We start from the raw sequence: 23772 nt of genomic DNA on the forward strand, positions 1-23772 counted from the left end.
CGGAGGGCCTTTCGGGCGGAGACGTAATGGGGATCGGGATGGTTGCGTACCTAGCGGGGTTCGCGGCCTTCGCTGCGGAACCAGTCGAACGTGACCGTGCCGTTGCCGGCGAAGACGCCCGCGACCCGGCCGGTGAAGGACGCGGCGGTCTCGGCAGAGAGGTACCGGCCGTCGAGCTCCGCGAGGGTGACCGGTTCGCCGCTGATGACGGCCTGCAGCGCGATGGTGTCCGAGCTCAGGCTGCCAATGGCGTTGTCCGGGTTCGGCTCGCGGGTTTCGATCCGCAGTTCCACAGGCCCGCCGGGGGTCGTGTGCGTCCACGCCTGTTCGATCGAAGAGATCCGGGCCCGGGCGGTGACCGTGGTTCCGTCCGTTTCGATGGAGTAGTGGTGGGCCTCGTCGTAACGGACGGCCAGCCCGCCCGAGCCGTTCTCCCCCGCGTCCACGAGGGCGGCGATCGTCTCCACCTGGGACTGCTGGCGGCGGCCCAGGAACGCTGGCCGGGCGTCGTCGAGGCCGGTGCCGTCACTGGTGAGCGTGAGGCGGCCCGGGACCTTTTCGGTGGAGGCAAACGCGCCGGGGAAACGCCGGACGGCGATCCAGCCGCCGTCGAGCTCTGCGTCCGCAAAGTCATCCCGGAACGCGGTGCCGCCCTCGCGGGGGTTCAGGATGACCGGTTCCGCGACGGGCCAGCCGTCCTCCCACGTGACCGGGGTGATGAACGTTTCCCGGCCCAGCGCGGAGAAGGCGCGGGTCATGCCCTTGGGCCGCATGCCCAGGAGCACCATGGCCCAGCCGCCGTCGGGGGTTTCCACCAGGTCGCCGTGGCCGGTGTTCTGGATGGGCCGGTCGGTGCTGCGGGCGCTCAGGATGGGGTTGGCCGGGTTGCTCTCGAACGGCCCTGCCGGGGATGTTCCGCGGGCGATGCTGACGCTGTGCCCGCGCTCGGTGCCGCCCTCGGCGATCATGAGGTACCAGTAGTCGCCGCGCTTGTAGAGGTGCGGCGCTTCGGGGAACATCAGGCCCGTCCCGGACCAGACGCTGCGGGGTTCCTCAAGTGCCTTGCCCGCCTCAAGGTCAACGCGGACCTGGAGGATGCCGCCGTGTTCGTTGATGTTTCCGGTGACGGTGTCCAGTCCGGAGTAGGTCATGTAGGCGGTGCCGTCGTCGTCCCAGGCGAGGTCCTGGTCGATGCCGATGGCGCCTTCGATGGCGAGTCCGTCGCTCCACGGGCCGGCGGGGTCCTTGGCCGTGAACACCAGTGTGCCGCGGGCCATGGCGTCGGTGACGGCCACGTAGAACAGGCCGTCGTGGAAGCGGATCGTGGGTGCCCAGGCGCCGCCGAGCGTGGGCACGTCCCTGGAATCCAGCTGTCCTTCGCGGTCCACCACATGCCCGATCCGGGTCCAGTTGACCAGGTCGGTGCTGTGGTAGACGGGGATGCCGGGGAGATATTCGAACGTGGAGGTGGCCAGGTAATAGTCCCCGCCCACCTTGACGATGCTGGGGTCCGGGTTGAAGCCGGGCATCAAGGGATTGGGCAGGTTCATGCGGCGCCTTCCTGGTCTGCTGCGGACAGCGTCAACGTGGTTTCGAGCGGCAGGTCGGTGACGGACGAGCCGATGCGGAGGGTGTAGTCGCCCGGCTCGTAGGTCCAGCCGTTGTCCCAGTAGGCCAGCAGGCGGGTGGGGACATACAGGACGGCTGTCACGGTTTCGCCGGGTCCGGCCCAGACGGGAGTGGAGGCGACGAGCCAGCGCACGGGGCGGTCGACGGCAGAGCCTGGCTTTTCGGCGTAGGCCTGGAGCACGTTCTTCCCGGCGCGGGTGCCGGTGTTGGTCAGGGTCACGGTCAGCGGCACGACGGCGCCCGGTGTGGCTTCTGCGGGTGCGTCGGCGCTGTCGGTGGTCCAGGTGGTGTAGCCGAGGCCGTAGCCGAATTCGTAGGCCGGTTCCGTGCCCGCTTTGAGCCAGGCGCGGTAACCGATGTGGATGCCTTCGTCGTAGGTCAGGGTCCCGTCCGGTGCGGGGGTGACGTTGATGACCGGGACATCCTCCTGGCTGGCGGGCCAGGTGGTGGGGAGCCGGCCGCCGGGTTCGCTGGCGCCGGTGAGGATGTCGGTGAGGGCGTGGCCGAATTCCTGGCCGCCGAAGTAGCCGATCAGGGTGGCGGCCACTTCGTCGCGCCAGGGCAGCAGGACCGGGGAGCCGGAGTTGACGATGACGATGGTGCGGGGGTTGGCGGCGGCGACGGCGTGGACGAGGCGGTCCTGCAGGCCCGGCAGTTCCAGGGAGGTCCGGTCGTAGCCTTCGGATTCGACGCGGGAGTTGGTGCCGACCACAACGACGGCGATCTCGGCCGCGCGGGCGGCCTCGACGGCGTCGCGGATCAGGGCGTCCGGGTCAGTATCGTCCGCTTCCACGCCGATGGTGATGGCCAGGGCGTTGGACAGGGCACCTTCCCGGTCTGCGGTGTCCAGTTCGATCCGGACCTCCAGCGGGACGCCCGCGGTTGCCTGGACTTCAACGGACGCGGACGGGGGTGCCAGGAACGCCGCGCCGAGGTCGGTGCCGGTGGCTTCGATGGTGGCCTCGCGGGCCAGGACGCCGTCGACAAAGATCCGGCCGTGGCCGACGGTGGAGAAGCCGAGCTTGACCGGGTTGCTCTCGTCCGGGGTGTAGATGGTGTGGAACTGGACAGTGGAGGACGCCGCGATGGGTGCGTCGCCGCCGAACCAGACCAGGGCGGTGGAGCGGCGGTCCTCCGCGAAGAGTTCCTCGCCGTTGGAGTCCAGGAACCGGACCCGTACGCCGGGCGTTCCGGTGGCAGGGTTGGTGATCTGTTCCAGCGGGAGCTCGGCGATGCCTTCCTGCACCACGGCGCCCACACTGTAGGTCACGTTTTCCTTGCCGAAGGCGGCGCGGATCCCGTCCAGCGGGGTGACAATTTTTTCCGGGACCACGGTGGCGGAGCCGCCGCCCTGGGTGCGGGCGTAGCGGGCGTTGTGCCCGATCACAGCGACCCTGGTGACGGAGGCAGGGTCCAGCGGCAGCACGCCGTCGTTCTTCACCATGACCGTGCCGGCGGCGGATGCTTCGCGGGCGAACGCAATGGGGTCCTCACGGTCCACGGGTTCGGCGGCCACGGGCTCGAAGCCTTCGAGGGCGCCGACGCGGGCAGCGAGCTGCAGGATCCGGAACACCTTGCGGTCAATCGCGGCCTCGGGGACCTGGCCGGACTTCACGGCCACCACCAGGGACTCGCCCCACGGGCCGTCCGGGCCCGGCATGACCAGGTCCTGGGAGGCGTTCGCGCTGTTAATACTGCGCACGGCGGTCCAGTCGCTGATCACCACACCATCGAAACCCCATTCACTGTTCAGCGGGGTTTCCAGCAGGTCGTTTTCTGTGGCGGTGGCGCCGTTGATGGAGTTGTACGCGCTCATCACCAGCCATGCCTTCGACTCGACGATGGCCTTCTCGAAGGCGAGCAGGTACAGCTCGCGCAGCGGCCTGTCGCCGACCTTGACGTCCACGGTGAAGCGGTCCGTTTCGGAATCGTTGGCGATGTAATGCTTCGGGGTGGCGCCCACGCCGTTGCGCTGCACGCCGGCCACGTAGGCGGCGGCGAGTTCGGCGGTGAGGACGGGGTCCTCGCTGAATGCCTCGAAGTGGCGGCCGCCCAGGGGCGAGCGGTGCAGGTTGATGGTGGGGCCAAGGACAACATCCACGCCCTTGCGGCGGGCCTCAACGGCGGACGCGGCACCAAGCCGGTCAGCGATCGCCGGATCCCAGGAGGAGCTGATCGCGGCGGCCGACGGGAAGTTCATCGACGGCTCGCGCTCGTCCCACACCTCGCCGCGGACCCCGGTGGGCCCGTCGGAGAAGAGCATCCGGCGCAGGCCGATCTTCTCCAGCGGCCAGGTGGTCCAGAAGTCCCGGCCGGTCAGTAGCTGGACCTTCTCTTCGAGCGTCAGTTCAGCCAGGAGGGACTTCAGCCGGGCGTCGGTGTTCTGGTCAGTGGTTTCGTCGGCGTTCGTGTCAGTGGTGAGGGTTTCCATAGTGGCTTTCTTGGCTGTTCCTGCGGAGGACGTGTCGGTGCTCCGCAGTGTTGATGAGGCGGCTGTCTGTCTCGGGCCCGGAGGTCAGGCGACGCCGGCCTGGACGTCCTGCTGTTGCTGGAGTTCCAGGAGCCGGAGCCTGTCGGCGCGGTGTTTGGCCTGCCGGTCGGGATCGGGGATGGGGGCGGCCATAAAGAGCCGCTGCGTGTACGGGTGCTCCGGTGCCCCGGTGACCTGTTCGCCGTCGCCCCATTCCACGATCTCGCCGTGGTACATCACGGCCACGCGGTGGCTGAGGTGCCGGACCACGGCGAGGTCGTGGGAGACAAAGAGGTAGGCGACGCCGGTGCGTTCCTGGATCTCGATGAACAGTTCCATGACCCGGGCCTGGGTGGAGAGGTCCAGGGCGGAGACGGGTTCGTCGCAGACAATCAGCTTCGGGTCCAGGGCAAGTGCCCGGGCGATCGCGACGCGCTGGCGCTGGCCGCCGGAGAATTCACGCGGCAGCCGGTGCGCGGCGCCGTGCGGCAGCCTGACCTGGTCCAGCAGTTCGGCCACGCGCTTGTTGGCGGCCTGGCGGTCCACCTTGCGGACGGTGAGCGGCTCGGTGAGGATCTGCTCAATGGTCATGGACGGGTTCAGCGAGGTGTACGGGTCCTGGAAGACCACCTGGATCTCGTGGCTGAGTTCCTTGCGCTGGGCCCGGGTGGCCTTGGAAATCTCCTGCCCGCGGTATTTGATGCTGCCGCCGGTGACAGGCGCCAGGCCAAGCACGGCGCGGCCCAGGGTGGTCTTTCCCGAACCGGACTCCCCCACCAGGCCCACTGTCTCGCCGGGCCGGATGTCCAGGGAAACGCCTTTGAGGGCCTTGAACGGTTCCTTCCGGAAGCCCTTGAGCGGGTATTCGACCACGACGTCCTTGACGTCGAGCAGGGTGTCGGTCATGACGTCACTCCTTTGAGTGTCTTCGGCCCGGCGGGCTGGCCGTCGGCTGGTGCCGCGGTGGTCTTTCCGGCGGCGGGGTACTGTCCGCGGGGCGCCGTGTCCTCGAGGATCGCCTCGAGCAGCTGGCGGGTGTACGGGTGCTGGGCATCGTTGAAGATGGCCCGGACCGGTCCGGTTTCCACCACGCGGCCGGTCTGCATCACCGAGACGCGGTCGCAGAGGTCGGCCACCACGCCGAAGTTGTGGGTCACCAGGATGACGCCCATGTTCAGTTCGTCCTGAAGCTCGCGGAGCAGGTTCAGGACTTCGGCCTGAACGGTGACGTCCAGGGCGGTGGTGGGTTCGTCGGCGATCAGCAGGTCCGGTTCGCAGGAGACGGCGCCGGCGATCAGGACGCGCTGGGCCATGCCGCCGGAGATCTGGTGCGGGTAGGCGTTGAAAGTGCGTTCCGGGTTGGGGATGCCCACCTTGGCCAGCAGGGCAAGGGCGCGTTTGCGTGCTTCGGCTTTGGAGATGCCAAGGCAGACCCGCATGGGCTCCGTCAGTTGGCTGCCGATGGTGAACGCGCCGTCGAGGTTGGACATGGGTTCCTGCGGGATGTATGCGATGCGCTTCCCGCGGACCTTGGTCATCTCCTTTTCGGAGAGGTGCGCCAGGTCCTTGCCCTCGAAGAAGATGGACCCGCCGGTGATGCGTCCGCCCTGGGGCAGGAGCCGGAGGATGGAGAACGCGGTCTGTGTCTTGCCGGACCCGGATTCGCCCACCAGCCCGTGGACTTCGCCGCGGCGTACTGTGAGGCCAACGTGGTTGACCACGTGGGTGGTGGAACCGTCGGGCTGGTCGTAGCCGACACCCAGGTCGGTGACTTCCAGCAGCAGCTCGCCGGCGTTGCAGTTTTGTGCACCGGCGGGTTCGTCGGGGTGTACGACGGCGGCGGCACCGCGCTTCTCGGAGGCACCTTCGGCGTCTGCTGCTGCGGCCGCTGCCGCGGCTTTGCGGCTCTTCTTCACCGGTCCGCGGCTGCGTTCCAGTTCGTCGCGCATGGCGTTGGCCAGCAGCGTCAGGGCGATGCAGACCAGGCCGATCATCAGGGACGGCCACAGGACCAGGGTGGGGGATTTGAAGATGTTGATGAAGCCGTCATTGAGCATGCTGCCCCAGGTGGGGATGTTCAGGTCGCCCAGGCCGAGGAACTCCAGGCCGGCCTGGATGGCGATGGCAATGCCCAGGACCATGGCGGACTGGATGATCACAGGGGCCCGGACCACGGTCAGGATGTGCCGGCCGATGATCCGGAAATCGCTGAGCCCGGAAACGCGTGCCGCATCCACATAGAGCTCGTTGCGGACAGCGGTGACGGAGGCGTAGACCAGCCGGAAGAAGGCGGGCGAGAGCAGGACGCCGAAGATCATCATGGACAGCCACATGGACGGGCCCACCACGGCACGGGCTGCCAGCAGCACCACCATGCCGGGAAGGGCCATCATCAGGCCCGTGACCCAGGAGGAGACCGAGTCGAACCAGCCGCCGTAGTACCCGGCGACCAGGCCGGCGGTGACGCCGAGGACCATCGCCACGGCGAGGGCCAGGAGAGCGCCGGCGAGGCTGAACTGGCCGGCGAACAGCAGACGGCTGAAGACGTCGCGGCCGGCGCTGTCGGCACCAAGAAGGTGTTCGGACCCGGCCTTCGCCAGCACATCCTGCAGGCTGGCGGTGCCGGGATCATGGGTGGCCAGCAGCGGCGCGAGGACGGAGGCCAGGGCCACCAGGACCAGCAGCAACAGGGAAGCCGCGCCCGTGGGGTGGGTCAGGAGCCTGCGGAAAAGGGAAACCTTGGCTGCCGTCGTGGGCAGTACGAGGGGAGTTTCGATCATGACAGCCGAACTTTCGGATTGAGCCAGCCCTGGGCGAGGTCGATGATGAGGTTGACGGTCACCACGATGGCGGCCGTCGCGACGACGACTCCCATCACGACCGGGATGTCGGCCTGGCCGGTGGCGGTGACTGTGATCTGCCCGAGCCCGGGCAGAGCGAAGATCTGTTCAACAATGACGGCGCCGCCCAGCAGCCCGATGAACTGCACAGCGAGCACGGCCAGGGCAGGGCCGCCGGCGTTGCGCAGGACGTGCTTGTAGACAACTCGGTTGAAGGACAATCCGCGGGCGCGCAGCGTCCGGACGTAATCCTGGCGGAGCGCATCGATCAGTGAGCCGCGGACCTGCTGGACCACGGCTGCAATGCAGCCGATGGAGAGGGCGATGATCGGCAAGGTGACCGTCGCCGCCCAGCCGCCGAACGACGTCGTAATAGGGACATAACCGGTGGCCTTGAACCACTTGAGGTTCAGGGCGAACAGGGACACCAGGCCCAGTGCGATCAGGAAGCCCGGGATGGCGAAGCCGAGGACGCCCACAAACTGGACCACACGGTCAACCCAGCCGCGGCGGACCGCCGCCCAGACGGCCACAACGATCGAGACGACGGCCGCGATGATGGTAGCCCCCAGGACCAGGGAGATGGTGACGGAGACCCGGCTGCTGACGCTGGCGCTGACGAGCTGGCCGTTGAACCAGGACCGGCCGAGGTCGCCGGTCAGTGCGCTGGTGAGCCAGTCCCAGTACTGGACCAGGAGCGGACGGTCCAGGCCCAGCTGGGTGGCTTTCAGCGCAACCTGGGCGTCGCTGGCGGTGGGGCCCACGATGCGGCGGGCGATGTCGCCGCCGCCTGCGTAGAGCAGCAGGTAGGCGACCGTGGTGATGACGAACAGCAAAAGGACACCGGAAAACAGGCGCCGCAGCACGAATCGGTACATTCGAAAATCCTTAAGGAAGGTTCCTGAAGCTGCCGGACCGGACCGCTGCGATGCGGCCCCGTCCGGCAGCTGTCCGCTAGGAGGCGGGGGTGAAGGACCAGATGAACGGGTAGGCGTTACCCGTCTGGACCTCGACGTTGGTTTTGGCGTCGGTGACGAAGCTGGACTGCGGGCGGAACCACGGGGCGAACCAGGCCTGCTCCACGATGTACTTGTTCAGTTCCTTGGCCGCGGACTTCTGCTCGTCCGCAGATCCGACGTGGATCTTGTTGACCAGTTCGTCCACCTTGGGATCCTCGTAGTTGTACGGGTTCCACGGGGCGCCCGGGGTGAGCTTCATGTTGATCAGCTGCCAGTCGGACTGCTGCTCCAGGATCATGTAGCTCACCCCGTACTTCGGTGCCAGGAGGTCGGCGATGAAGTTGTTGCCGGTGTCGGTGAATTCTGCGGTGATGCCCACATCCTTGAGCTGCTGGGTGATCAGCGCCGGAATGGTGTTGCCCAGGAGGGTGGAGGACGGCAGTTTCAGGGTCAGGCCGCTGGCGTAGCCGGCCTCGGCCAGCAGTGCCTTGGCCTTTGCCGGGTCGTAGGCGTAGCGGGAGTCCAGCGACTTGTCATAAGCGTCCGACGACGGCGGGAACACCTGGGTGGTCTGCTCACCGTAGCCCTGGCCGATGGATGCAAGCATCGCCTTCGTGTCGAAGGCGTAGTTGAGGGCCTGGCGGACGCGGACGTCCTTGAGGGCCGGGTTGGTGGTGCCCGCGCGGTCGAAGATCAGCAGGCCGGCCCAGTTCAGCTGGAGCGGGTTGACCTTGTAGCCTGCGGCCTCGATCTCCGTCAGCGTGTTGTTGTCGATGGTGTTGGCGGCGTTCAGGGTGCCGGACTTGATGGCGTTCAGCAGCGACGTCTGGTCGAGGTAGACGTTCAGGACCAGGTTGTCGTAGTGGACCAGGTCCTTGTCCCAGTAGTCGGGGTTGCGCTTGTACGTGTAGGACGTTCCGGTGACGGTGGCTGCAGTGTCCAGCACGTAGGGGCCGGAACCGACCGGGTTGGTGGCGATGTCCGCGTTTCCGAAGGACTTCGGGCTCTGCATGAACGACGCATCCTTGGACAGGTAGTTCAGGAAGGCCGGATCCGGGGCGGAGAGGGTCAGCTCCAGAGTGGTCGCATCGACGGCCGTGGCCGTCTTCAGCGCCGCAAGGAACTGGGCGTCCGGGGAGGTCCCGGCCTTGAAGCGCTCGAGGTTTTGCTTGGCGGCGTCGGCGTTGAATGCGGTGCCGTCGGTGAACTTCACGTCATCGCGCAGCTTCAGGGTCAGGACGGTCTTGTCCGCGTTGTAGTTCCACTCGGTCGCCAGCATGGGCACCAGCGTGCCGTCCGGCTGCATGCGGAGCAGGGTGTCGTATACGGCCTGGTAGAACGGCGAGAGGTTGGCGAATTCGGACTGGCTGGCATCGAACGTCTTGGGCGACTGGATGGCGCCGAGGGTGAGTGTTTGTGCGGACTGTTCTGCGGTGGCATCTCCACCGGCGGAGCAGCCGGCGAGGCTCAGGGCAACGGCGGCAACTACGGCGGCCATTCGCTTGGATCGGAACATCTTTGGTCCCTTTCACGGTCAGTGGCGTCCACCATGGACGGCCATTGAGAAAGACCGTAACATGAAAACCTAGTGGGTACTAGGTTTTTGTTTTGGAATTTTGAAACGTCGCGAAATGTGACGCCAACCACAGCGGTTGACCAATCGGCGGACAGCGAGCGAAAACTAGCTTGTTAGGGTTATGTGATGACAGACACACCGGCCAGCGCGGTCATTGAGGCCCCACGACGGGGCCGGCCGCGGGGCAGCTACGCCAAGACCGAGGCCCGCCGCCAGGAGATCCTGACGGCCGCGTTTGAGGTGTTTTCGACGTCCGGCTACCGTGCGGGATCGCTGAAGGACGTGGCCGACAAAGTGGGCCTGAGCCAGGCCGGGCTGCTGCATCACTTCCCCAGCAAGGAGGCACTGCTGGAGGCTGTCCTGACCTTGAGGGACGAGGAATCCGTAACGCGGACGGGCGCCCTGACTGCCCAGGGGATTGAGTTGCTCCACGGCCTGGTGGAGCTCACGCGCTACAACACCACCATCCCCGGCCTGGTCGCCCTGTACTGCGTCCTGTCCGCTGAAGCCACCGATCCCGACCATCCTGCCCACGAGTACTTCCAACGGCGCTACAACTGGGTCCGCGGCACCATGACCGACGCGTTTGACGACCTGGACGGGCGGGGCCAGTTGCGTCCCGGCATCGTGCCCGCCGCCGCCGCACGCCAGCTCGCCGCCCTCATGGATGGCCTGCAGGTGCAGTGGCTTCTCGACAACGACTCAGTGGACATGCCAGCCGAAGTGGTCGCGTTCCTTGAGGCCATCACCACGGAAAAGTTTTAGGGTTCCCCCTCCTCCTACCCGGAACACCACAGCGCGAACGTACACTTGCGGCCCCAAGTTTCCTCGCGCGAACTGGCAGGTAACGCCCGCAAAACCGAGTTTTAAGGGCATTACCTGCCAGTTCGCGGACGTACACAGGTGGCCCCGCCTCCGCCGCCGCAACGCCACGCGGAAGCGCTGCTACAGGGCCGTCAGGCCGCCGTCCACGGTGAAGATCCCGCCGGTGGCGTACGCGGAGTCGTCGCTGGCGAGGAACACCATGATGCCCTCCACATCTGCTGCAGTCCCGGGCCGCCCCAGCATGGTGGAGTCCACCAGGCCGGCGCGGCTGACGGGGTCGTCCGCGATGGCCTGGACCAGGGGCGTTTCGGTGTAACCCGGAACCACGATGTTCACCCGGATTCCGGCGTGCGCGTAATCGGCCGCGACCACCCTCGCGAGGCCGTGGACCCCGGCTTTGGAGCTGGTGTACGCGGTGAACGTCTGCCCGCAGGCCACCACGGCCGTGGGGCTTCCCGTGCAGATGATGGACCCGCCGTGTCCTTCCATGGCCCGTACGGCGTGCTTGAGGGTGAGGAACGCTCCGCGCTGGTTGATGGTGACCGTCTTCTCCCAGACGGCCAGGTCCAGGTCGCCCACCTTGGCGTCCTGCCCGAACAGCTGGACTCCGGCGTTCGCCACCACCACATCGAGCTTCCCGGCCACGGCGGCGTAGGCGGCAATAACGCTCGCCTCGTCCGAAATGTCCATCCGGAGGGCGTGCGCACCGGAAGCGCCCGTGGCGGCGGCGGCCTTCTCGGCGGCCTCCACATTGATGTCGGCGAAGTAGACCGTGGCCCCTTCGGCGACGAACCGCTGGGCAACGGCCAGGCCGATCCCGGAGCCGGCCCCCGTGACGAGGGCAGTTTTTCCTTCAAGACGCAGACCCATCGGGGTCTCCTTTCGCTAAGGTGGCGCCGCCGTCGGAAGCCGGCAGCAAGTATGTGGGGCGGATCAGTTGGGTGCCGGAACATCGACTGCCGGAAAACGGACGACGCCGGCGGACCACGGTCCGAGGGCCAGCCGCCCAGGTGCGGTGTCGCCGTCGCCCGCGCTGACAGTGCCCGGGAGCCGGACGTCCACGGCAACCGCTGCACCGGAGAGATTCCCGGCGAAGATCACCAGACCCTCCGGTGACTGCACCGGGTACAAAGTCACAGCGTCCGCCTGCGCCTCCCCCGCCTCGACGTCGACCGCCAACACCACGGAGTCCCGCAGCGCGGCGAGTTGCTTCAGCAGTTCACCGGCCGGATTCAGCCGGCCGGCGGCGTCGGAGATCCCCCTCGGACCGGACGTCTCGAAGTAGCTGACGGACGCTACCCCGTCCAGGGTCAGCGCACTGATGCTCGCCAGCATCCACGCCGCGGTGAACGGCTGGTCCTGCAGTTCATCCGCTTCGGCTTCGGCAGCATCGCCGGACGTGGCCACAGCGTTGAACCTCGGCAGCAGTGTCACCGGGCCCACGTGGACAGGCCGTCCTCCCGCCAGACTCAGCGCGTTGCGGGCCGCGAGCCGCTGCATCGGCACACTGTCGATGATGTGCGCGGCCTCGGTGCTGTGCATTTGCGGCGTGATGCTGAACGTCAGTGCGTCGGAGTCCGACGGCGTGCGGCTGCTGTCGCGGTTCAGTTCCGTGAAGTGGGCGCGGGTTCCGGCGACGAGGCTTCCGCTGAACCCTGCGGCACGCACCGATGCCTTAAATCCCTGCCAACGGTCCGGCTCGGTGACGTGGCTGGCGGGATGGAACACGGCGAACCTCTTGGCTTCGGCCAGGTACGGGGCGAGGTCTGCCACGGCACCGGCCGGGTCCGCGGTTACTGCCCGGATGTCCAGCCCGGCTCCGTGGACGGCGGCCGCGGCGGCCGCCGACTGCAGCTGGGCAGCCCAGCCGGACCGGCCAGAGCCAGACCGAGAAGAGCCGGAGGGGCCAGCGCCTCCCGAATCTTCCACGAGCTCCACCATGATGGCGTCGAGTCCGGGGATCGCAGGGAGCAAGCCCGGCTGCGACCCGGCAACTACCGCCAGCGCCGGAACCCGGCCGGATTCACCGCCTATATGCGCGGTGACCACCATGGGCCCACCGGCGTCGCCAGCGCCTGCAACGGCGGCCGCTTCCACGGCCTCCTGCGGCTCCAGGGTGGCGGCCTCCAGGAGAACGGCCTGCCTGACAGTGTCCCCGGCCGCGACGTCCACAGGAAACGGGCGGGACAGCGGCGTGCTGTAGGTCTTGAAGGAGGCATCCGTCCAGTTCCGCTGGTCCTCCGTCTCAAAGACGTCACCGGTGAACGACAGCCGGAAGGCTGTGCCGGCATCGGCCCATTCGAGGGCCGCGATGTCCATAAACGGCTGGTGAGGGCTGATGTCGCGGGGAAACTGCGCGGCCGTGCTGCCGCCGTCGGAGTGTTCAACAGTGATGTCCCGGCCCGCGTCGGCGGGCGCGTGGAGCACCACCAGGCCGATCCGGTTGCTCCGGAAGGCGTGCGCAGCAGTGCCCTCGAAGGAAATGTCCAGAGTCGCGGGAGTGAAAACGGCGCTCAGGACGGCGTCATACTCCACGCCGTAGCCGGCAAACGTAACGGTCCAGCGCGCGTGCAGGCCATCGTCGTCCTGCTTGATCTCGACGCTTCGGACCGAAGGCTGCGGAGTCCGCCAGTCCTGGTCCCGGACAACAGCCTTGACGGCCCGCAGCACACGGCGGCCCGCATAACTGATGTGGGCCAGCTCGTCGCCCACAAGCCGGGCAGTCCACGGTCCCGCGGACAGTACCCGGACAGGAGGTGCCAGCCGGGCCTGGACGGAAGCGGACGGTTCGGGCTGGTCATCGGTCAGGGGCTGGAAAAACACGGCACTGCTCTCTGCCTTGCCCGGGGCTGCTGTGGCCCGGGTGCCCGGCGTCGCTGAAGCAAACTCAAAGAGGGCCTGTGAGGCAGGCCATACCCGATTATGGAATCAGCGCCATGCACAAGTCAACCGGTTGACCAATAGTCGGACCCCCGGGAGCCGGCCGGACTACGCAAACGGTCCGAAAACCCTACTGCGAGGCGTCGAAGCCGGCGAGGAGGCGCCGGGAAGCCGTGAGCATGTGCGAGCGCATGGTCTTGGTGACAGCCTCGGCATCACGCGCCTCCAGGGCAGCGAAAATTTCCGCGTGCTCCTTGAGGGCCGACGCCGCATGGCCTTCGTCGGTCAGCGCCCGGTCCACCCAGATGCGCAGCAGTGAACGAATGCTCTGTAGGAGCTCCTGCAGGACCTGGTTGCCGGAGCTCTCGGCGATTTCGCGGTGGAAGGCAGCGTCCGCTTCAACAAAGGCGGCAAGGTCATCGAGCGTTTCCGCCATGGTGGCCAGGTTGCCGCGCATGCGCTCCAGCGCCTCATCGGTGATCCTGTCGGCGGCGAGCTGCGCAGCCTGGACCTCCAGGCCGCTCCGCAATTCCACCAGCTCACGCGTCCGGGGCGCGCCCAGCATCAGGCCCCAGCTCAACGTGCGGGGCAGGAGTTCGGAGATGCCGTCGCGGAGGTACGTGCCGGACCCCGGGCGGACAATGACGATCCCCAGGATCTCCAGGGCGGCGAGCGCCTCGCGCACGGCAGACCTGCCAACCCCCAGGGAGGCAGCCAGCTGGCGCTCCGCCGGAAGACGCGTGCCGACGGCGATATCACCACTGGTGAAATAGGCCAGCAAACGCTCGGCAACCTCAGAGACAACGGAGCCCTGGCCCACGGAACCGAGCGCTGCGCTGATCTTGGCCGTCGATGCGGCGGAGTTTATGGACACCTCCCAAGCGTAGCAACCAGCCCCGCCACCAGCCGCCATCATGAAATTCAAAAAATGAACACGTCAACCGGTTGACCAATTTAGGATTCGCTCCTATCGTTAAGGTCACAATGCTTTAGCCGCCGGTTGGCCCCCAATCCCTTCCGGCGTTGAACAGACCCCAAGCCTCCAGTGACGGACGCAGCCGGGACATCAACATCTAGGAGTCAACGTGGACACCACACAATCGGTGGTCGAAAAATCCGCAATCAGGAAAGTGGCGGTACGGCTTGTCCCGTTCGTCGCCCTGATGTTCTTCATCAACTACCTGGACCGCACGGCCATCTCGTTCGCCGGCCCCAACGGCATGAACACGGACCTGGCCCTCTCGGCAGCCCAGTTTGGCTTCGCGTCCGGAGTCTTCTTCATCGGCTACATCCTGCTGGAAGTTCCCAGCAACCTGGCCCTGCACAAGTTCGGCGCCCGCCGCTGGCTCGCCCGCATCATGGTCAGCTGGGGCATCGTCTCCCTGCTGTTTACCTGGGTAGGCAACGTTGAGCAGCTCTACGTCCTGCGCTTCATCCTGGGTGTGGCTGAAGCAGGCTTCTTCCCCGGCGCCATCCTGTTCCTGAGCCTCTGGGTCCCCTCCCGGCACCGCAGCAAGATCCTCGCACTGTTCTACTTGGCCCAGCCGCTGACCACCGTGATCGGTGCGCCGCTGGCAGGCCTCCTCATCCAGCAGCACGGCCTCTTCGGGCTCGCCGGCTGGCGTGTGATGTTCTTCGGCGTCGCCATCCCCGCCATCATCATCGGCATCATCGCCTGGTTCTACCTGGCTGACTCCCCCGCCAAGGCCAAGTGGCTGACCCAGGACGAAAAGACCTGGCTGACCGGCGCCCTGGAGAAAGAAAAGAAGGAAACCGCGGCCAGCAACAAGCACGTCAGCGTCCGCACCGTCTTCGGCAACGGCCGCGTCTGGATGCTTTCCGCCATCTACTTCGGCTTCATCTACGGCCTATACGCCCTCGGCTTCTTCCTCCCCACCATCATCGCCGGTTTCGAAGGCATCTACGGCACCAAGTTCGACGTCCTCCAGAAGGGCCTGATCACCGCAATCCCGTACCTGCCGGCAGCGTTCGCCCTGTACTTCTGGTCCAAGGACGCCACCAAGCGCGGCGTCAAGACCTGGCACATTGCCCTCCCCGCCCTCATCGGCGGCCTGAGCATCCCGCTGGCACTGTTCGCCGGATCCCCGGCGGCCACCATCGCCGTCATCACCATCACCGCGATGTCCATCTTCGCGGCCCTGCCCAACTTCTGGACTGTACCCACGCAGTTCCTGACCGGTGCAGCTGCGGCTGCCGGCATCGCCCTGATCAACACGATCGGCAACCTGGCCGGCTTCAGCGCAGGCTACGTCACCGGCTGGCTGAAGGACCTCACCGGCGGCTACACCGTTCCGATGTTCGTAGTAGGCGGCTTTATGCTCCTCTCCTCGATCCTGATGGTGGTGCTCAGCCGCTCCGGCAAGGTCAGCGAGGGCATCCCCGCCGAGGCACTGGATCCCCAGGGAGCCGGACACCACTCCGAGCCGTAACAGACCCGGGGGCGTCCGCCTCACCCGCGGACGCCCCCGCACCAATTCAACTAACCGGTGGTCGAGCCACCGGAGCGAGCAATAACCCCAGGAGCTTTCCCATGACCCGCCTGTTCAACGAACCCTCAGCCTTTGCTGACGAAATGATCGAGGGCTTTGTCGCCTCCCACGGCCGCTGGGTCAAGCGTGTCCCGGGCGGCGTTGTCCGCAACACCAAGAGCACGCCGGAGACGGTGGCGCTGGTGATCGGCGGCGGCTCCGGCCATTACCCGGCCTTCGCAGGTTTGGTGGGCCAGGGCCTCGCGCACGGCGCCGCCATGGGCAACCTGTTCGCTTCGCCGTCCGCCCAACAGGTCTACAACGTGGCGAAGGCGGCCAGCAACGGCGGCGGCGTGCTCCTGGGGTACGGCAACTACGCTGGCGATGTCCTGCATTTCAACCAGGCCCAGGACCGCCTCCGGAAGGAGGGCATCGACTGCCGCAGCATCGCCGTCACCGACGACGTCTCCTCCGCCCCGCTGTCCGAACGTGCCAAGCGCCGCGGCATCGCCGGGGACCTGACCGTTTTCAAGGTCGCGGCCGCTGCCGCGGAAGCCGGCTACTCGATGGACTCAGTGGTGGAAATCGCCGAGCGCGCCAACGACCGCACCCGCTCCTTCGGCGTCGCGTTCACCGGCTGCACCCTGCCGGGCGCGGACCACCCGCTGTTCTCCGTCCCCGAAGGCCGGATGGCCGTGGGCATGGGCATCCATGGCGAACCCGGCATCGACGAAACCGACATCCCGACGGCGGACGAGCTCGCCGAGCTGCTGGTCGCCAAACTCCTCACCGAAGTACCCGAGGGCCTCGAGACCAGCGGCGCCCGCGTGGTCCCCATCCTGAACGGGCTGGGCAGCGTCAAGTACGAAGAGCTCTTTGTCGTCTACCGCCGCGTCGCCCAGCTCCTGGCCGAAGCCGGTCTGGAAGCGGTGGAACCGCAGGTCGGCGAACTGGTCACCAGCTTCGACATGGCCGGCACCTCCCTGACACTCTTCTGGCTCGACGAGGAACTCGAGTCCCTCTGGAACGCCCCGGCAGATGCCCCGGCCTTCCGCCGCGGCGCCGTCACAGCCGACGCCCTGGAACCAAGTGACGCCGGCGACCTCACCGAGGCCGAACACGCCATCCCGGACGCGACCGACGAGTCCCGCGCCGGAGCCATCCGCATCCTCGCCGCCCTCGGCGCCGCAAAAGCCGTCGTCGACGCCAACGCCGACGAACTGGGCCGGATCGATGCGATCGCCGGCGACGGTGACCACGGCATCGGCATGGAACGCGGTGTCCGCGCCGCCGTCGAAGCCGCGACGGACGCCGTCGCCCGCGGTGCCGGTGCCGCGACCACCCTGCACTTCGCCGCTGACGCCTGGGCCGACAAGGCCGGCGGCACCTCCGGCGCCCTCTGGGGCATGGCCCTGCGGGCCGTCGGTGACGCCGTCGGTGACAGCAAAGCGCCCGACGCCGGTGCTGTCGCCGCCGGAGTCGCGGGCGCCGCGGCCGCGATCATGGACTTCGGCAAGGCCAAACCGGGCGACAAAACCCTGGTGGACGTCCTGGTTCCGTTCCGCGATGCCCTGGCCTCCGGCGTCGGGGCCGGGAAGTCCCTTACCGAGGCCTGGGCCGCCGCCGCCGTGACCGCGGAGCAGGCCGCCGAAGACACCGCCGCGCTGCTGCCCCTCATGGGCCGCGCCCGCCCGCACGCCGAGAAGAGCCTCGGCACGCCGGACGCGGGTGCCGTGTCCATGGCGCTGATCATCCGAGCCATCCACAACACGCTCATCGAGCGGACAACCATTAAGGAGAAAGCATGAGCGCCAAACTGCGCCTGATTGTTGGAGCCGACGACGCCGGTTTCGAGTACAAGGAAGCCCTGAAGGCTGATTTGGAGGCCTCCGACCTGGTCGAGTCCGTCACGGATGTCGGGGTGGACGCCACCAGCCACACCCCTTACCCGTCCGTGGCCATCGCCGCCGCCGAGCTCATCGCCGCCGGCAAGGCCGACCGTGCCCTGCTGGTCTGCGGCACCGGCCTCGGCGTGGCGATCGCCGCGAACAAGGTCCCCGGCATCCGCGCCGTCACCGCGCACGACAGCTACTCGGTTGAACGGTCCATCCTGTCCAACAACGTCCAGGTCCTCACCTTCGGCCAGCGCGTTGTTGGCCTGGAGCTCGCCCGCCGGCTCGCCAAGGAATGGCTGACCTACACGTTCGACGAAACCTCCGCCTCGGCCGAGAAAGTCACCCTGATTAAGGACTATGAGGGTGTCACTTCCTGCTAACAGCCCTGCGGCCCGCGCCGGAGAATCGACACCACCGAAGGCCATCATCGGCGTCAGCCTGAAGATGTACTTCGGCTACCAGCGCTCGGTTGATTACTGCCGCGACGTCGCCGCCATCGCGTTCGCGCACCCGGCGGTCCAGAACGGTGCGATCGAGCTGTTCGTACTGCCCACCCTCCCGGTGCTTCCCGAAGCTGCCCGCATCCTGGGCACCGCCGGGGCAGCCGCGGGCGCGCAGGACATCTTCTGGGAAGACGAAGGCGCGTTCACCGGTGAGGTCGGCGGCAAGACCGTGGCCGAACTCGGCGGACGCTACGCCGAAGTCGGCCACGCCGAACGCCGCCGGATCTTCGGCGAGGACGACACGGTCATCGGGCTGAAGACCGCCGCGGCCTACCGCAACGGCCTGACACCCATCCTGTGCGTCGGCGAACTTCTCGCTGGTTCCCCGGAAGAGGCCATCGCGCAGTGCTCTGCGGAGATCGATGCAGCCCTCACCCGCGCCCAGTCACTCGGACCCGCCGGCCGGACCATCGTGGCCTACGAGCCGCAGTGGGCCATCGGCGCCCCTGAACCGGCAACGCCGGAGTACATCAGCGCCGTCATCACCGGGTTGGACGCGCACCTGCGCACCCTGCCCGGCCAGGCGGACAGCCGCGTGATCTACGGCGGCAGCGCCGGCCCGGGCCTGATCACCAAACTGGACTCCGCCGTCGCCGGCCTGTTCCTGGGCCGCTTCGCGCACGATCCGAAGGCGCTGAAGACCATCCTGGACGAGGCTGCTGCGCGGCTTGGCCTGCTGGCCGGGACGGAGGCCAAAGCATGACGGCCACCACCGGCTCACGCATCGGGCAGGGCTCACGGATCGGCCTGAGCAGCTACGCGTTCTTCTGGCAGCTCTCGGACAAGGTCGCCGAACCGCTGAACATCCACCAGGCGCTGGAACGGACCAAGGAACTGGGCGTGGACCTGTTCCAGATCTGCGACTACGCCCCGCTCGAAGCCATGGCTGACGCCGAACTTGAGGCCGTCCGGGCCACGGCGGACCGGCTGGGCATCTCGCTGGAGCTCGGTACCAAGGGCATCCGCCCGGAGCACCTGCGGAAATTCCTGCACATCGCCGGGATCCTGGGCTCGCCGCTGCTGCGGACCATGTTCAACGTCCCGGGCCACACCCCCACGACGGACGAAGCCGTAGCGATCTTCAAGGACGTCCTGCCCGAGTTTGAAGCGGCCGGGGTGAAGATCGCGGTGGAAACCTACGAGCAGGTGCCCACCTCGCTGATCCTTGACGTGATCCGCGCAGTGGACAACCCGTCCCTGGGCATCTGCGCCGACCCGGCCAACACCGTCGCGGCGCTGCAAATGCCGCGCGAGGTGATTGACGCCGTCGCACCCTACGTCCTGAACATGCACGTCAAGGACTTCGCGTTCAGCCGCAAGGACGGCTGGGTCGGGTTCACCTACGCCGGCGCGCCGCTCGGCGAAGGCCTGCTCGACTACGACTACATGGTCAGCAAATTCCAGCCCCACCAAAGAAATATCAACCAGATCGTCGAACACTGGCTGCCATGGCAGGACTCCGAAGCGGAAACCATCCGCCTCGAAAACCAGTGGACCCAGCAAAGCATCGAATTCCTAAGGAGCAAGTGAAATGTCAGCAGAAAAATTGACCGTCGCCGTCATCGGAGCCGGTGGCAAAATGGGAATGCGCGTTTCCCGTAACCTCCAGAAGAGCAACCACACCGTCTTCTACAGCGAGAACTCCCCCGCAGGCCAGGAACGCATCCAGGCCGAAGGCCGCACCATCACCTCTACTGAGGACGCCGTCAAGGACGCCGACGTGGTCATCCTCGCCGTCCCGGACACCGTCCTCGGCGTCGTCTCCCAGGGCGTGGTCCCCCAGCTGAAGGCCGGTGCGATCCTGCTCACCCTGGACCCCGCCGCCGCCTACGCCGGACTGCTGGCCAAGCGCGACGACGTCGTCCAGGCAGTGGCGCACCCGTGCCACCCGTCCGTGTTCCTGGAGCGCACCACCAAGGAAGAATGGGCCGACACCTTCGGCGGCGAAGGCGCCCCGCAGAACGTGGTTGCCGCGATCGACGAGAACGCCACGGAGGAAACCAAGGCAGCCGCCGAGGCCACCATCCGCATCATCTACGCGCCCGTCATCGACGTCCACTGGGTCACCGTGAAGCAGCTCGCCATCCTCGAACCCACCCTGGTGGAAACCGTGGCCTGCATGATCGGCACCCTCCTCAACGAGGCACTGCACGAGACCGTCCACACCGCCGGCGTCCCGGAGGAAGCGGCCAAGGCCATGCTGTTCGGCCACGTCCAGATCGCGCTCACCAACGCCCTGCGCGGCTCCAACCCGTTCTCCGAGGCCTGCGAAATCGCCATCCAGTACGGCAAGGACACCATCATCAAGGACGACTGGAAGAAGATCTTCGACGACTCCGAACTCGACAGCGTCATCGCCAAGATGCTCAAGCTGGACGCCGTCAAGCACTAGCAGCAAACAGGCGGGACTATGCCCGGTGGTTGAGCTTGTCGAAACCCATGTTTCCACAAGCCCAACCACCGGCTTGTCGTTTGTGCTGCTGTTCTAGCCGCGGTGGTGTTCGATCAGCCAGGCGGCCATCTGCTGGGCGCGCTTGTTCGCCTGCATATCACCCTCGGTGGCAGAGATGATGGACCCCTTCATGAGGATGTGCCAGGACCTGGCAAAGTCTTCAGGGCGGGCGAGCCCGGCTTCTTCCGCAAGGGCCTGGACGTGGCCGCGGATCCTGGCCAGGTAGTCGATGCTGGCCTTGCCGAGGGGGTGCGCCGGTCCCATCTCCAGCAGGATGTTGATGAATGAGCACGCCTCAAAGTCCTCGCGCAGGAACCAGTCGCCGAAGACGTCGAAGATGGCAAGCAGCTGCTCGGTGGGCGTGGTCCCGCGGCGCCGGGCCTCGGAGACGATCGCGTCCACGGTCCACTGCCGGTCCCGCTGTTCCAGGAAGGCCAGCACCAGGGCATCCTTGGACGGGAAGTGCCGGTAAAAGGTTGCTTTGGCAACGCCGGAACGTTCAATGAGTTCGTTAACGCCGACGTCGCGGACGCCCCGGCGGGAGAAAAGTTCGTAGGCAACAGCAAGGATCCGGTCCACCGCATCGGCGTGACCGGCTGACGCCTCCGGCTGCGTTTGCACCGGGGACGGAACAGATTCTGCTGCTGAACTCATCGTGGAAAACAGTTTACTCCAGGTAGAGACAGACCAGTCTTACTAGTTGTAGTGTTCTTCCTACGCGCAGTGCTTTTGACGCCGGTTGGACCGTTGATGATCCCGCCGTATTGGTGCAAGGAGGCCCCGATGTCAGCAGAGCGGATGTATCAAAGCGTGCCCTCAGACCCAGATCCCTGGATGGAAGAAGGCTTCAATCCGGTCGAGATTCGGCGTTTCGCGATCGAGTCACTGCGGTGGCAGGCCCAAGAAATCATCGACGAAGTGCTCTGCGGAAAGTCACCCGGCGAGGAACTGGCCAGGGCCAGGCTGCGCCGTTGCGTGGCGCGGCATCCCGGGGAGCCGGAGCAGGCACTGCTGGAACAGCTGATGTTCAACCGGGACCTTCCGGTATAAATGTAACGCCGCGCTAAAGCGTCAGGCTGCGGTCCACAATCCGGCCTGCGGTTTCGTGAAGGCCCTCGCTGTGGGCGCGGGCGTGATTCCGCAGCCGGTTGAACGCCTCGTCCATGTCGACGCCTGCGGTGTGCGCGATGACACCCTTGGCCTGTTCAATCAGCACGCGGCTGTTCAGCGCACGCTGCAGCTGTTCATTAACAAGGACGGCCTCCCTGATGGTGCGTTCGTGCATGAGGCTAATCGTCGCGACGTCCGCAAGAGCCTGTCCGATGGCGGAATCTTCCGCAGTCAGGGAGCCTGGGTTGGCGCCGAAGAGCCCCATCGCGCCGATGGTCCGGCCGTGGATGCGCATCGGCACAGCGTGCACGGAACGAAAGCCCTGCGACAGCGCCGCGGCCTTGAAGTCCGGCCACCGCTCAAGCGCTTCAATGTCCGCCACCGCCACGGCAGTGCCGCTCGTATAGCATTCCACGCAAGGCCCTGAACCGGCCTGCAGCTGCAGTACTTCCACGAGCTGGCTTTGCTCGCTGGTGGACGCCAACACCTGGAGCTGACCGCTGGGATCGGCCAGGACCAGGCCCGCCGCCGCGACGTCGAGGAGCCCCACGGATTCCTCGACCAAGGTATGGAGGAGGTCCAGGACGTCGTAGTCAGCAACCAGCGTGTCCGTCAGTTTCACGAACGCCGTGCTGACGCGCTCCGCGCGGGTGGTGGTTGCCATGGCCCTATTTTACGTCAGTGACAGGCCACCCAAGCCGCTTGGACCTACCTCGGGCGCGAAACTCAGCCGGCCTTCGAGGACGGCGTCGGCCGTCTGACGCAGCGTGAGGTCATGGGCGAAGGCGTAGGCGCGTAGCAGCAGCAAGGAGTCCGCCGCGGTTGCACCCGATTGCGCGAGGACCATGCCCGTGGCCTGGTGGATCTCACGGCGGGACATCAGGCCCGGCTCCAGGGCGGGATCAGTGTCGGGCGAGCTGATGGTGAGGATCTTGCGAAGGAGATACCAGGAGGTTTGTCCGGCAAGCACAGCCGCCGTCGCTTGGTCGGAGCTGCTCAAGGTTCCGGGCGACGAGTGATAGAGCTCAACGACACCGAGGTCCACCGCGCCAACCGTAAGCGGGAAGACAAACAGCGCAGCGGCTGGGGTCCCTGCAACAGCCTTGTGGAACATGGGCCAGTCAGCGTGCGCCACGGCCTGCACGTCGGGGATCAGCACGGGCAGCCGGGACCGGACAGCCCGCCAGCGTGGCCCTTCACCAAGGCTGAATTGAAGCTCGTCCAAGTGGGCGGCCAAGGCGTCGCTCGCACACACGAGGGTTTCAGCGGTGGCACCGCCAAAAAGCGATACGGCTGCACCCGTTATCGGCAATTTCGCCAAGTAGGGGCCACACAGGTCCTCGTCACCCGCGACCAGCCCGGGCGTAATTTCCATGGTGAGCCTCTGATCCTTGATTCATCCCGCTCTCACCGGACCGGCTGCTGGCTGAACCGGGGACGGCGAAGTCGTCACCTAAGGATACCCACCGACACTGCCTGGATCGTCCGCAGCCGCAATCAGGGCTGCCGTTTACCGCCTTCCGAATTCACGCGGTTTGAGGTCTCCACAAGGTGGGCGAGGAGGGCCCGCTCCGGGGCACCCGGATAATGGGCCATGCATTTGCGCAGGTTGAGCTTGATCTCTGCCAGCCCGGGCGATGCGTCCTCAAGGATGGAGGCGATGATGTCCAGCGCCTGCATACCGATCGGACTGGCGCCGGGCACCACGGGTAACGGCGAGGGGGCAGCAATTTCCGGCGGGAGCGTCAAGATTCTTAGATCGTCATACATCGGGGCCTCCGCTAGGGGTCGAAACGTTCGCGGGTTTCGCCGAACGGGACGGCTTCGCTCAACGCCACCGTGAAGGTGTCGTGCGCGTGCCGGGTCACCAGAATCCCGCAGATCCCGCTTTTGGCGGCATGCTGGCGCGCCAGGTCCACCGCAGAATTCAGATAGTCGTCCAGGACGGACGCATCAGTCACTTTGACGACATAGGACAGGCCGTCCTCTACTGTGCTGATCATCGGGAATTAGCTCCTGATAGGGGTGTGGCATGTCGGCCACAGGGGTCGGTGGGGAGCGCAGGTGTGCCTGGTGCACGCCCGCACGCGGCTGTGCCGTGCATACGGCCGCCGGAAAGCACAAAGGCCAAAGGTAAGGCTGGT

22 protein-coding genes are annotated in these 23772 nt (G+C 66.6%); 8 read left to right on the forward strand and 14 right to left on the reverse strand.

Annotated elements, in window-relative coordinates; all coding sequences use genetic code 11:
* Positions 1 to 50: 50 nt before the first annotated feature.
* The 6 genes from ABV518_RS08000 to ABV518_RS08025 form a co-directional block, all read right to left on the reverse strand.
* Entirely contained in the window at positions 51 to 1550 is a 1500-nt protein-coding gene (locus ABV518_RS08000) for a family 43 glycosylhydrolase (RefSeq protein ID WP_367766351.1), read from the reverse strand.
* The gene (locus tag ABV518_RS08005; protein WP_367766352.1) at positions 1547 to 4060 is read right to left on the reverse strand and encodes a beta-glucosidase; all 2514 of its coding nucleotides are present in this window, start codon (positions 4058 to 4060) and stop codon (positions 1547 to 1549) included. The genes ABV518_RS08000 and ABV518_RS08005 overlap by 4 nt, the downstream gene beginning before the upstream one ends.
* 84 nt (positions 4061 to 4144) lie before the next feature.
* On the reverse strand, positions 4145 to 5005 hold the full coding sequence (locus ABV518_RS08010) for an ATP-binding cassette domain-containing protein (RefSeq protein WP_367766353.1): 861 nt from the start codon (positions 5003 to 5005) through the stop codon (positions 4145 to 4147).
* Entirely contained in the window at positions 5002 to 6879 is a 1878-nt protein-coding gene (locus ABV518_RS08015; protein WP_367766354.1) for a dipeptide/oligopeptide/nickel ABC transporter permease/ATP-binding protein, read from the reverse strand. The genes ABV518_RS08010 and ABV518_RS08015 overlap by 4 nt, the downstream gene beginning before the upstream one ends.
* Positions 6876 to 7817: an ABC transporter permease gene (locus ABV518_RS08020; RefSeq protein WP_367766355.1), complete on the reverse strand. Its 942-nt coding sequence runs from the start codon at positions 7815 to 7817 to the stop codon at positions 6876 to 6878. The genes ABV518_RS08015 and ABV518_RS08020 overlap by 4 nt, the downstream gene beginning before the upstream one ends.
* Before the next feature lie 76 nt (positions 7818 to 7893).
* A complete protein-coding gene (locus ABV518_RS08025; RefSeq protein WP_367766356.1) occupies positions 7894 to 9414 on the reverse strand; it encodes an ABC transporter substrate-binding protein in 1521 nt (506 codons plus the stop codon).
* A 186-nt stretch (positions 9415 to 9600) separates the two neighbouring features.
* Here ABV518_RS08025 and ABV518_RS08030 point away from each other — a divergent pair, with 186 nt between their 5' ends.
* Positions 9601 to 10239 carry a TetR/AcrR family transcriptional regulator gene (locus ABV518_RS08030; RefSeq protein WP_367766357.1) on the forward strand — a complete coding sequence of 213 codons (639 nt, stop codon included), beginning with the start codon at positions 9601 to 9603 and terminating at the stop codon, positions 10237 to 10239.
* A gap of 180 nt (positions 10240 to 10419) precedes the next feature.
* On the opposite strand, the gene ABV518_RS08035 is transcribed toward ABV518_RS08030, so the two are convergent.
* The 3 genes from ABV518_RS08035 to ABV518_RS08045 form a co-directional block, all read right to left on the reverse strand.
* Positions 10420 to 11169, reverse strand: coding sequence for an SDR family NAD(P)-dependent oxidoreductase (locus ABV518_RS08035; protein ID WP_367766358.1), 750 nt, complete (start codon positions 11167 to 11169; stop codon positions 10420 to 10422).
* Positions 11170 to 11232: 63 nt separating this feature from the next.
* Positions 11233 to 13122, reverse strand: a complete 1890-nt coding sequence (locus tag ABV518_RS08040) for a hypothetical protein (RefSeq protein WP_367766359.1) — start codon at positions 13120 to 13122, stop codon at positions 11233 to 11235.
* Positions 13123 to 13309: 187 nt separating this feature from the next.
* A complete protein-coding gene (locus ABV518_RS08045) occupies positions 13310 to 14053 on the reverse strand; it encodes a FadR/GntR family transcriptional regulator (RefSeq protein WP_367766360.1) in 744 nt (247 codons plus the stop codon).
* 211 nt (positions 14054 to 14264) lie between these two features.
* Here ABV518_RS08045 and ABV518_RS08050 point away from each other — a divergent pair, with 211 nt between their 5' ends.
* The 6 genes from ABV518_RS08050 to ABV518_RS08075 all read left to right on the forward strand — a co-directional run bounded on the left by ABV518_RS08050 (position 14265) and on the right by ABV518_RS08075 (position 20458).
* Entirely contained in the window at positions 14265 to 15629 is a 1365-nt protein-coding gene (locus ABV518_RS08050) for an MFS transporter (RefSeq protein WP_367766361.1), read from the forward strand.
* Positions 15630 to 15730: 101 nt separating this feature from the next.
* Positions 15731 to 17476, forward strand: a complete 1746-nt coding sequence (locus tag ABV518_RS08055; RefSeq protein WP_367766363.1) for a dihydroxyacetone kinase family protein — start codon at positions 15731 to 15733, stop codon at positions 17474 to 17476.
* Entirely contained in the window at positions 17473 to 17943 is a 471-nt protein-coding gene (locus tag ABV518_RS08060) for a ribose-5-phosphate isomerase (RefSeq protein ID WP_131132327.1), read from the forward strand. The genes ABV518_RS08055 and ABV518_RS08060 overlap by 4 nt, the downstream gene beginning before the upstream one ends.
* Positions 17927 to 18769, forward strand: coding sequence for a triose-phosphate isomerase (locus ABV518_RS08065; RefSeq protein ID WP_367766364.1), 843 nt, complete (start codon positions 17927 to 17929; stop codon positions 18767 to 18769). The genes ABV518_RS08060 and ABV518_RS08065 overlap by 17 nt, the downstream gene beginning before the upstream one ends.
* The gene (locus tag ABV518_RS08070) at positions 18766 to 19596 is read left to right on the forward strand and encodes a sugar phosphate isomerase/epimerase family protein (RefSeq protein WP_367766365.1); all 831 of its coding nucleotides are present in this window, start codon (positions 18766 to 18768) and stop codon (positions 19594 to 19596) included. The genes ABV518_RS08065 and ABV518_RS08070 overlap by 4 nt, the downstream gene beginning before the upstream one ends.
* A 1-nt stretch (position 19597) precedes the next feature.
* A complete protein-coding gene (locus tag ABV518_RS08075) occupies positions 19598 to 20458 on the forward strand; it encodes a phosphogluconate dehydrogenase C-terminal domain-containing protein (RefSeq protein ID WP_367766366.1) in 861 nt (286 codons plus the stop codon).
* A 93-nt stretch (positions 20459 to 20551) separates the two neighbouring features.
* Here ABV518_RS08075 and ABV518_RS08080 read toward each other — a convergent pair whose 3' ends face one another.
* Positions 20552 to 21172 carry a TetR/AcrR family transcriptional regulator gene (locus ABV518_RS08080; RefSeq protein ID WP_367766367.1) on the reverse strand — a complete coding sequence of 207 codons (621 nt, stop codon included), beginning with the start codon at positions 21170 to 21172 and terminating at the stop codon, positions 20552 to 20554.
* Between the two features lie 129 nt (positions 21173 to 21301).
* On the opposite strand from ABV518_RS08080, the gene ABV518_RS08085 reads away from it, so the two are divergent.
* Positions 21302 to 21568 carry a hypothetical protein gene (locus ABV518_RS08085; RefSeq protein WP_367766368.1) on the forward strand — a complete coding sequence of 89 codons (267 nt, stop codon included), beginning with the start codon at positions 21302 to 21304 and terminating at the stop codon, positions 21566 to 21568.
* 13 nt (positions 21569 to 21581) lie between these two features.
* Here ABV518_RS08085 and ABV518_RS08090 read toward each other — a convergent pair whose 3' ends face one another.
* The 4 genes from ABV518_RS08090 to ABV518_RS08105 all read right to left on the reverse strand — a co-directional run bounded on the left by ABV518_RS08090 (position 21582) and on the right by ABV518_RS08105 (position 23631).
* Complete coding sequence (locus ABV518_RS08090) at positions 21582 to 22292, reverse strand: GAF and ANTAR domain-containing protein (protein WP_367766369.1); 711 nt, start codon at positions 22290 to 22292, stop codon at positions 21582 to 21584.
* Positions 22293 to 22301: 9 nt separating this feature from the next.
* Positions 22302 to 23003 carry a GAF and ANTAR domain-containing protein gene (locus ABV518_RS08095; RefSeq protein ID WP_367766370.1) on the reverse strand — a complete coding sequence of 234 codons (702 nt, stop codon included), beginning with the start codon at positions 23001 to 23003 and terminating at the stop codon, positions 22302 to 22304.
* A gap of 122 nt (positions 23004 to 23125) precedes the next feature.
* Positions 23126 to 23377 carry a hypothetical protein gene (locus ABV518_RS08100; RefSeq protein ID WP_367766371.1) on the reverse strand — a complete coding sequence of 84 codons (252 nt, stop codon included), beginning with the start codon at positions 23375 to 23377 and terminating at the stop codon, positions 23126 to 23128.
* A 32-nt stretch (positions 23378 to 23409) separates the two neighbouring features.
* The gene (locus ABV518_RS08105) at positions 23410 to 23631 is read right to left on the reverse strand and encodes a hypothetical protein (protein ID WP_367766372.1); all 222 of its coding nucleotides are present in this window, start codon (positions 23629 to 23631) and stop codon (positions 23410 to 23412) included.
* Positions 23632 to 23772 lie beyond the last annotated feature (141 nt).

The organism is Arthrobacter sp. HS15c, from assembly GCF_040812005.1.
Classification (GTDB): domain Bacteria; phylum Actinomycetota; class Actinomycetes; order Actinomycetales; family Micrococcaceae; genus Arthrobacter.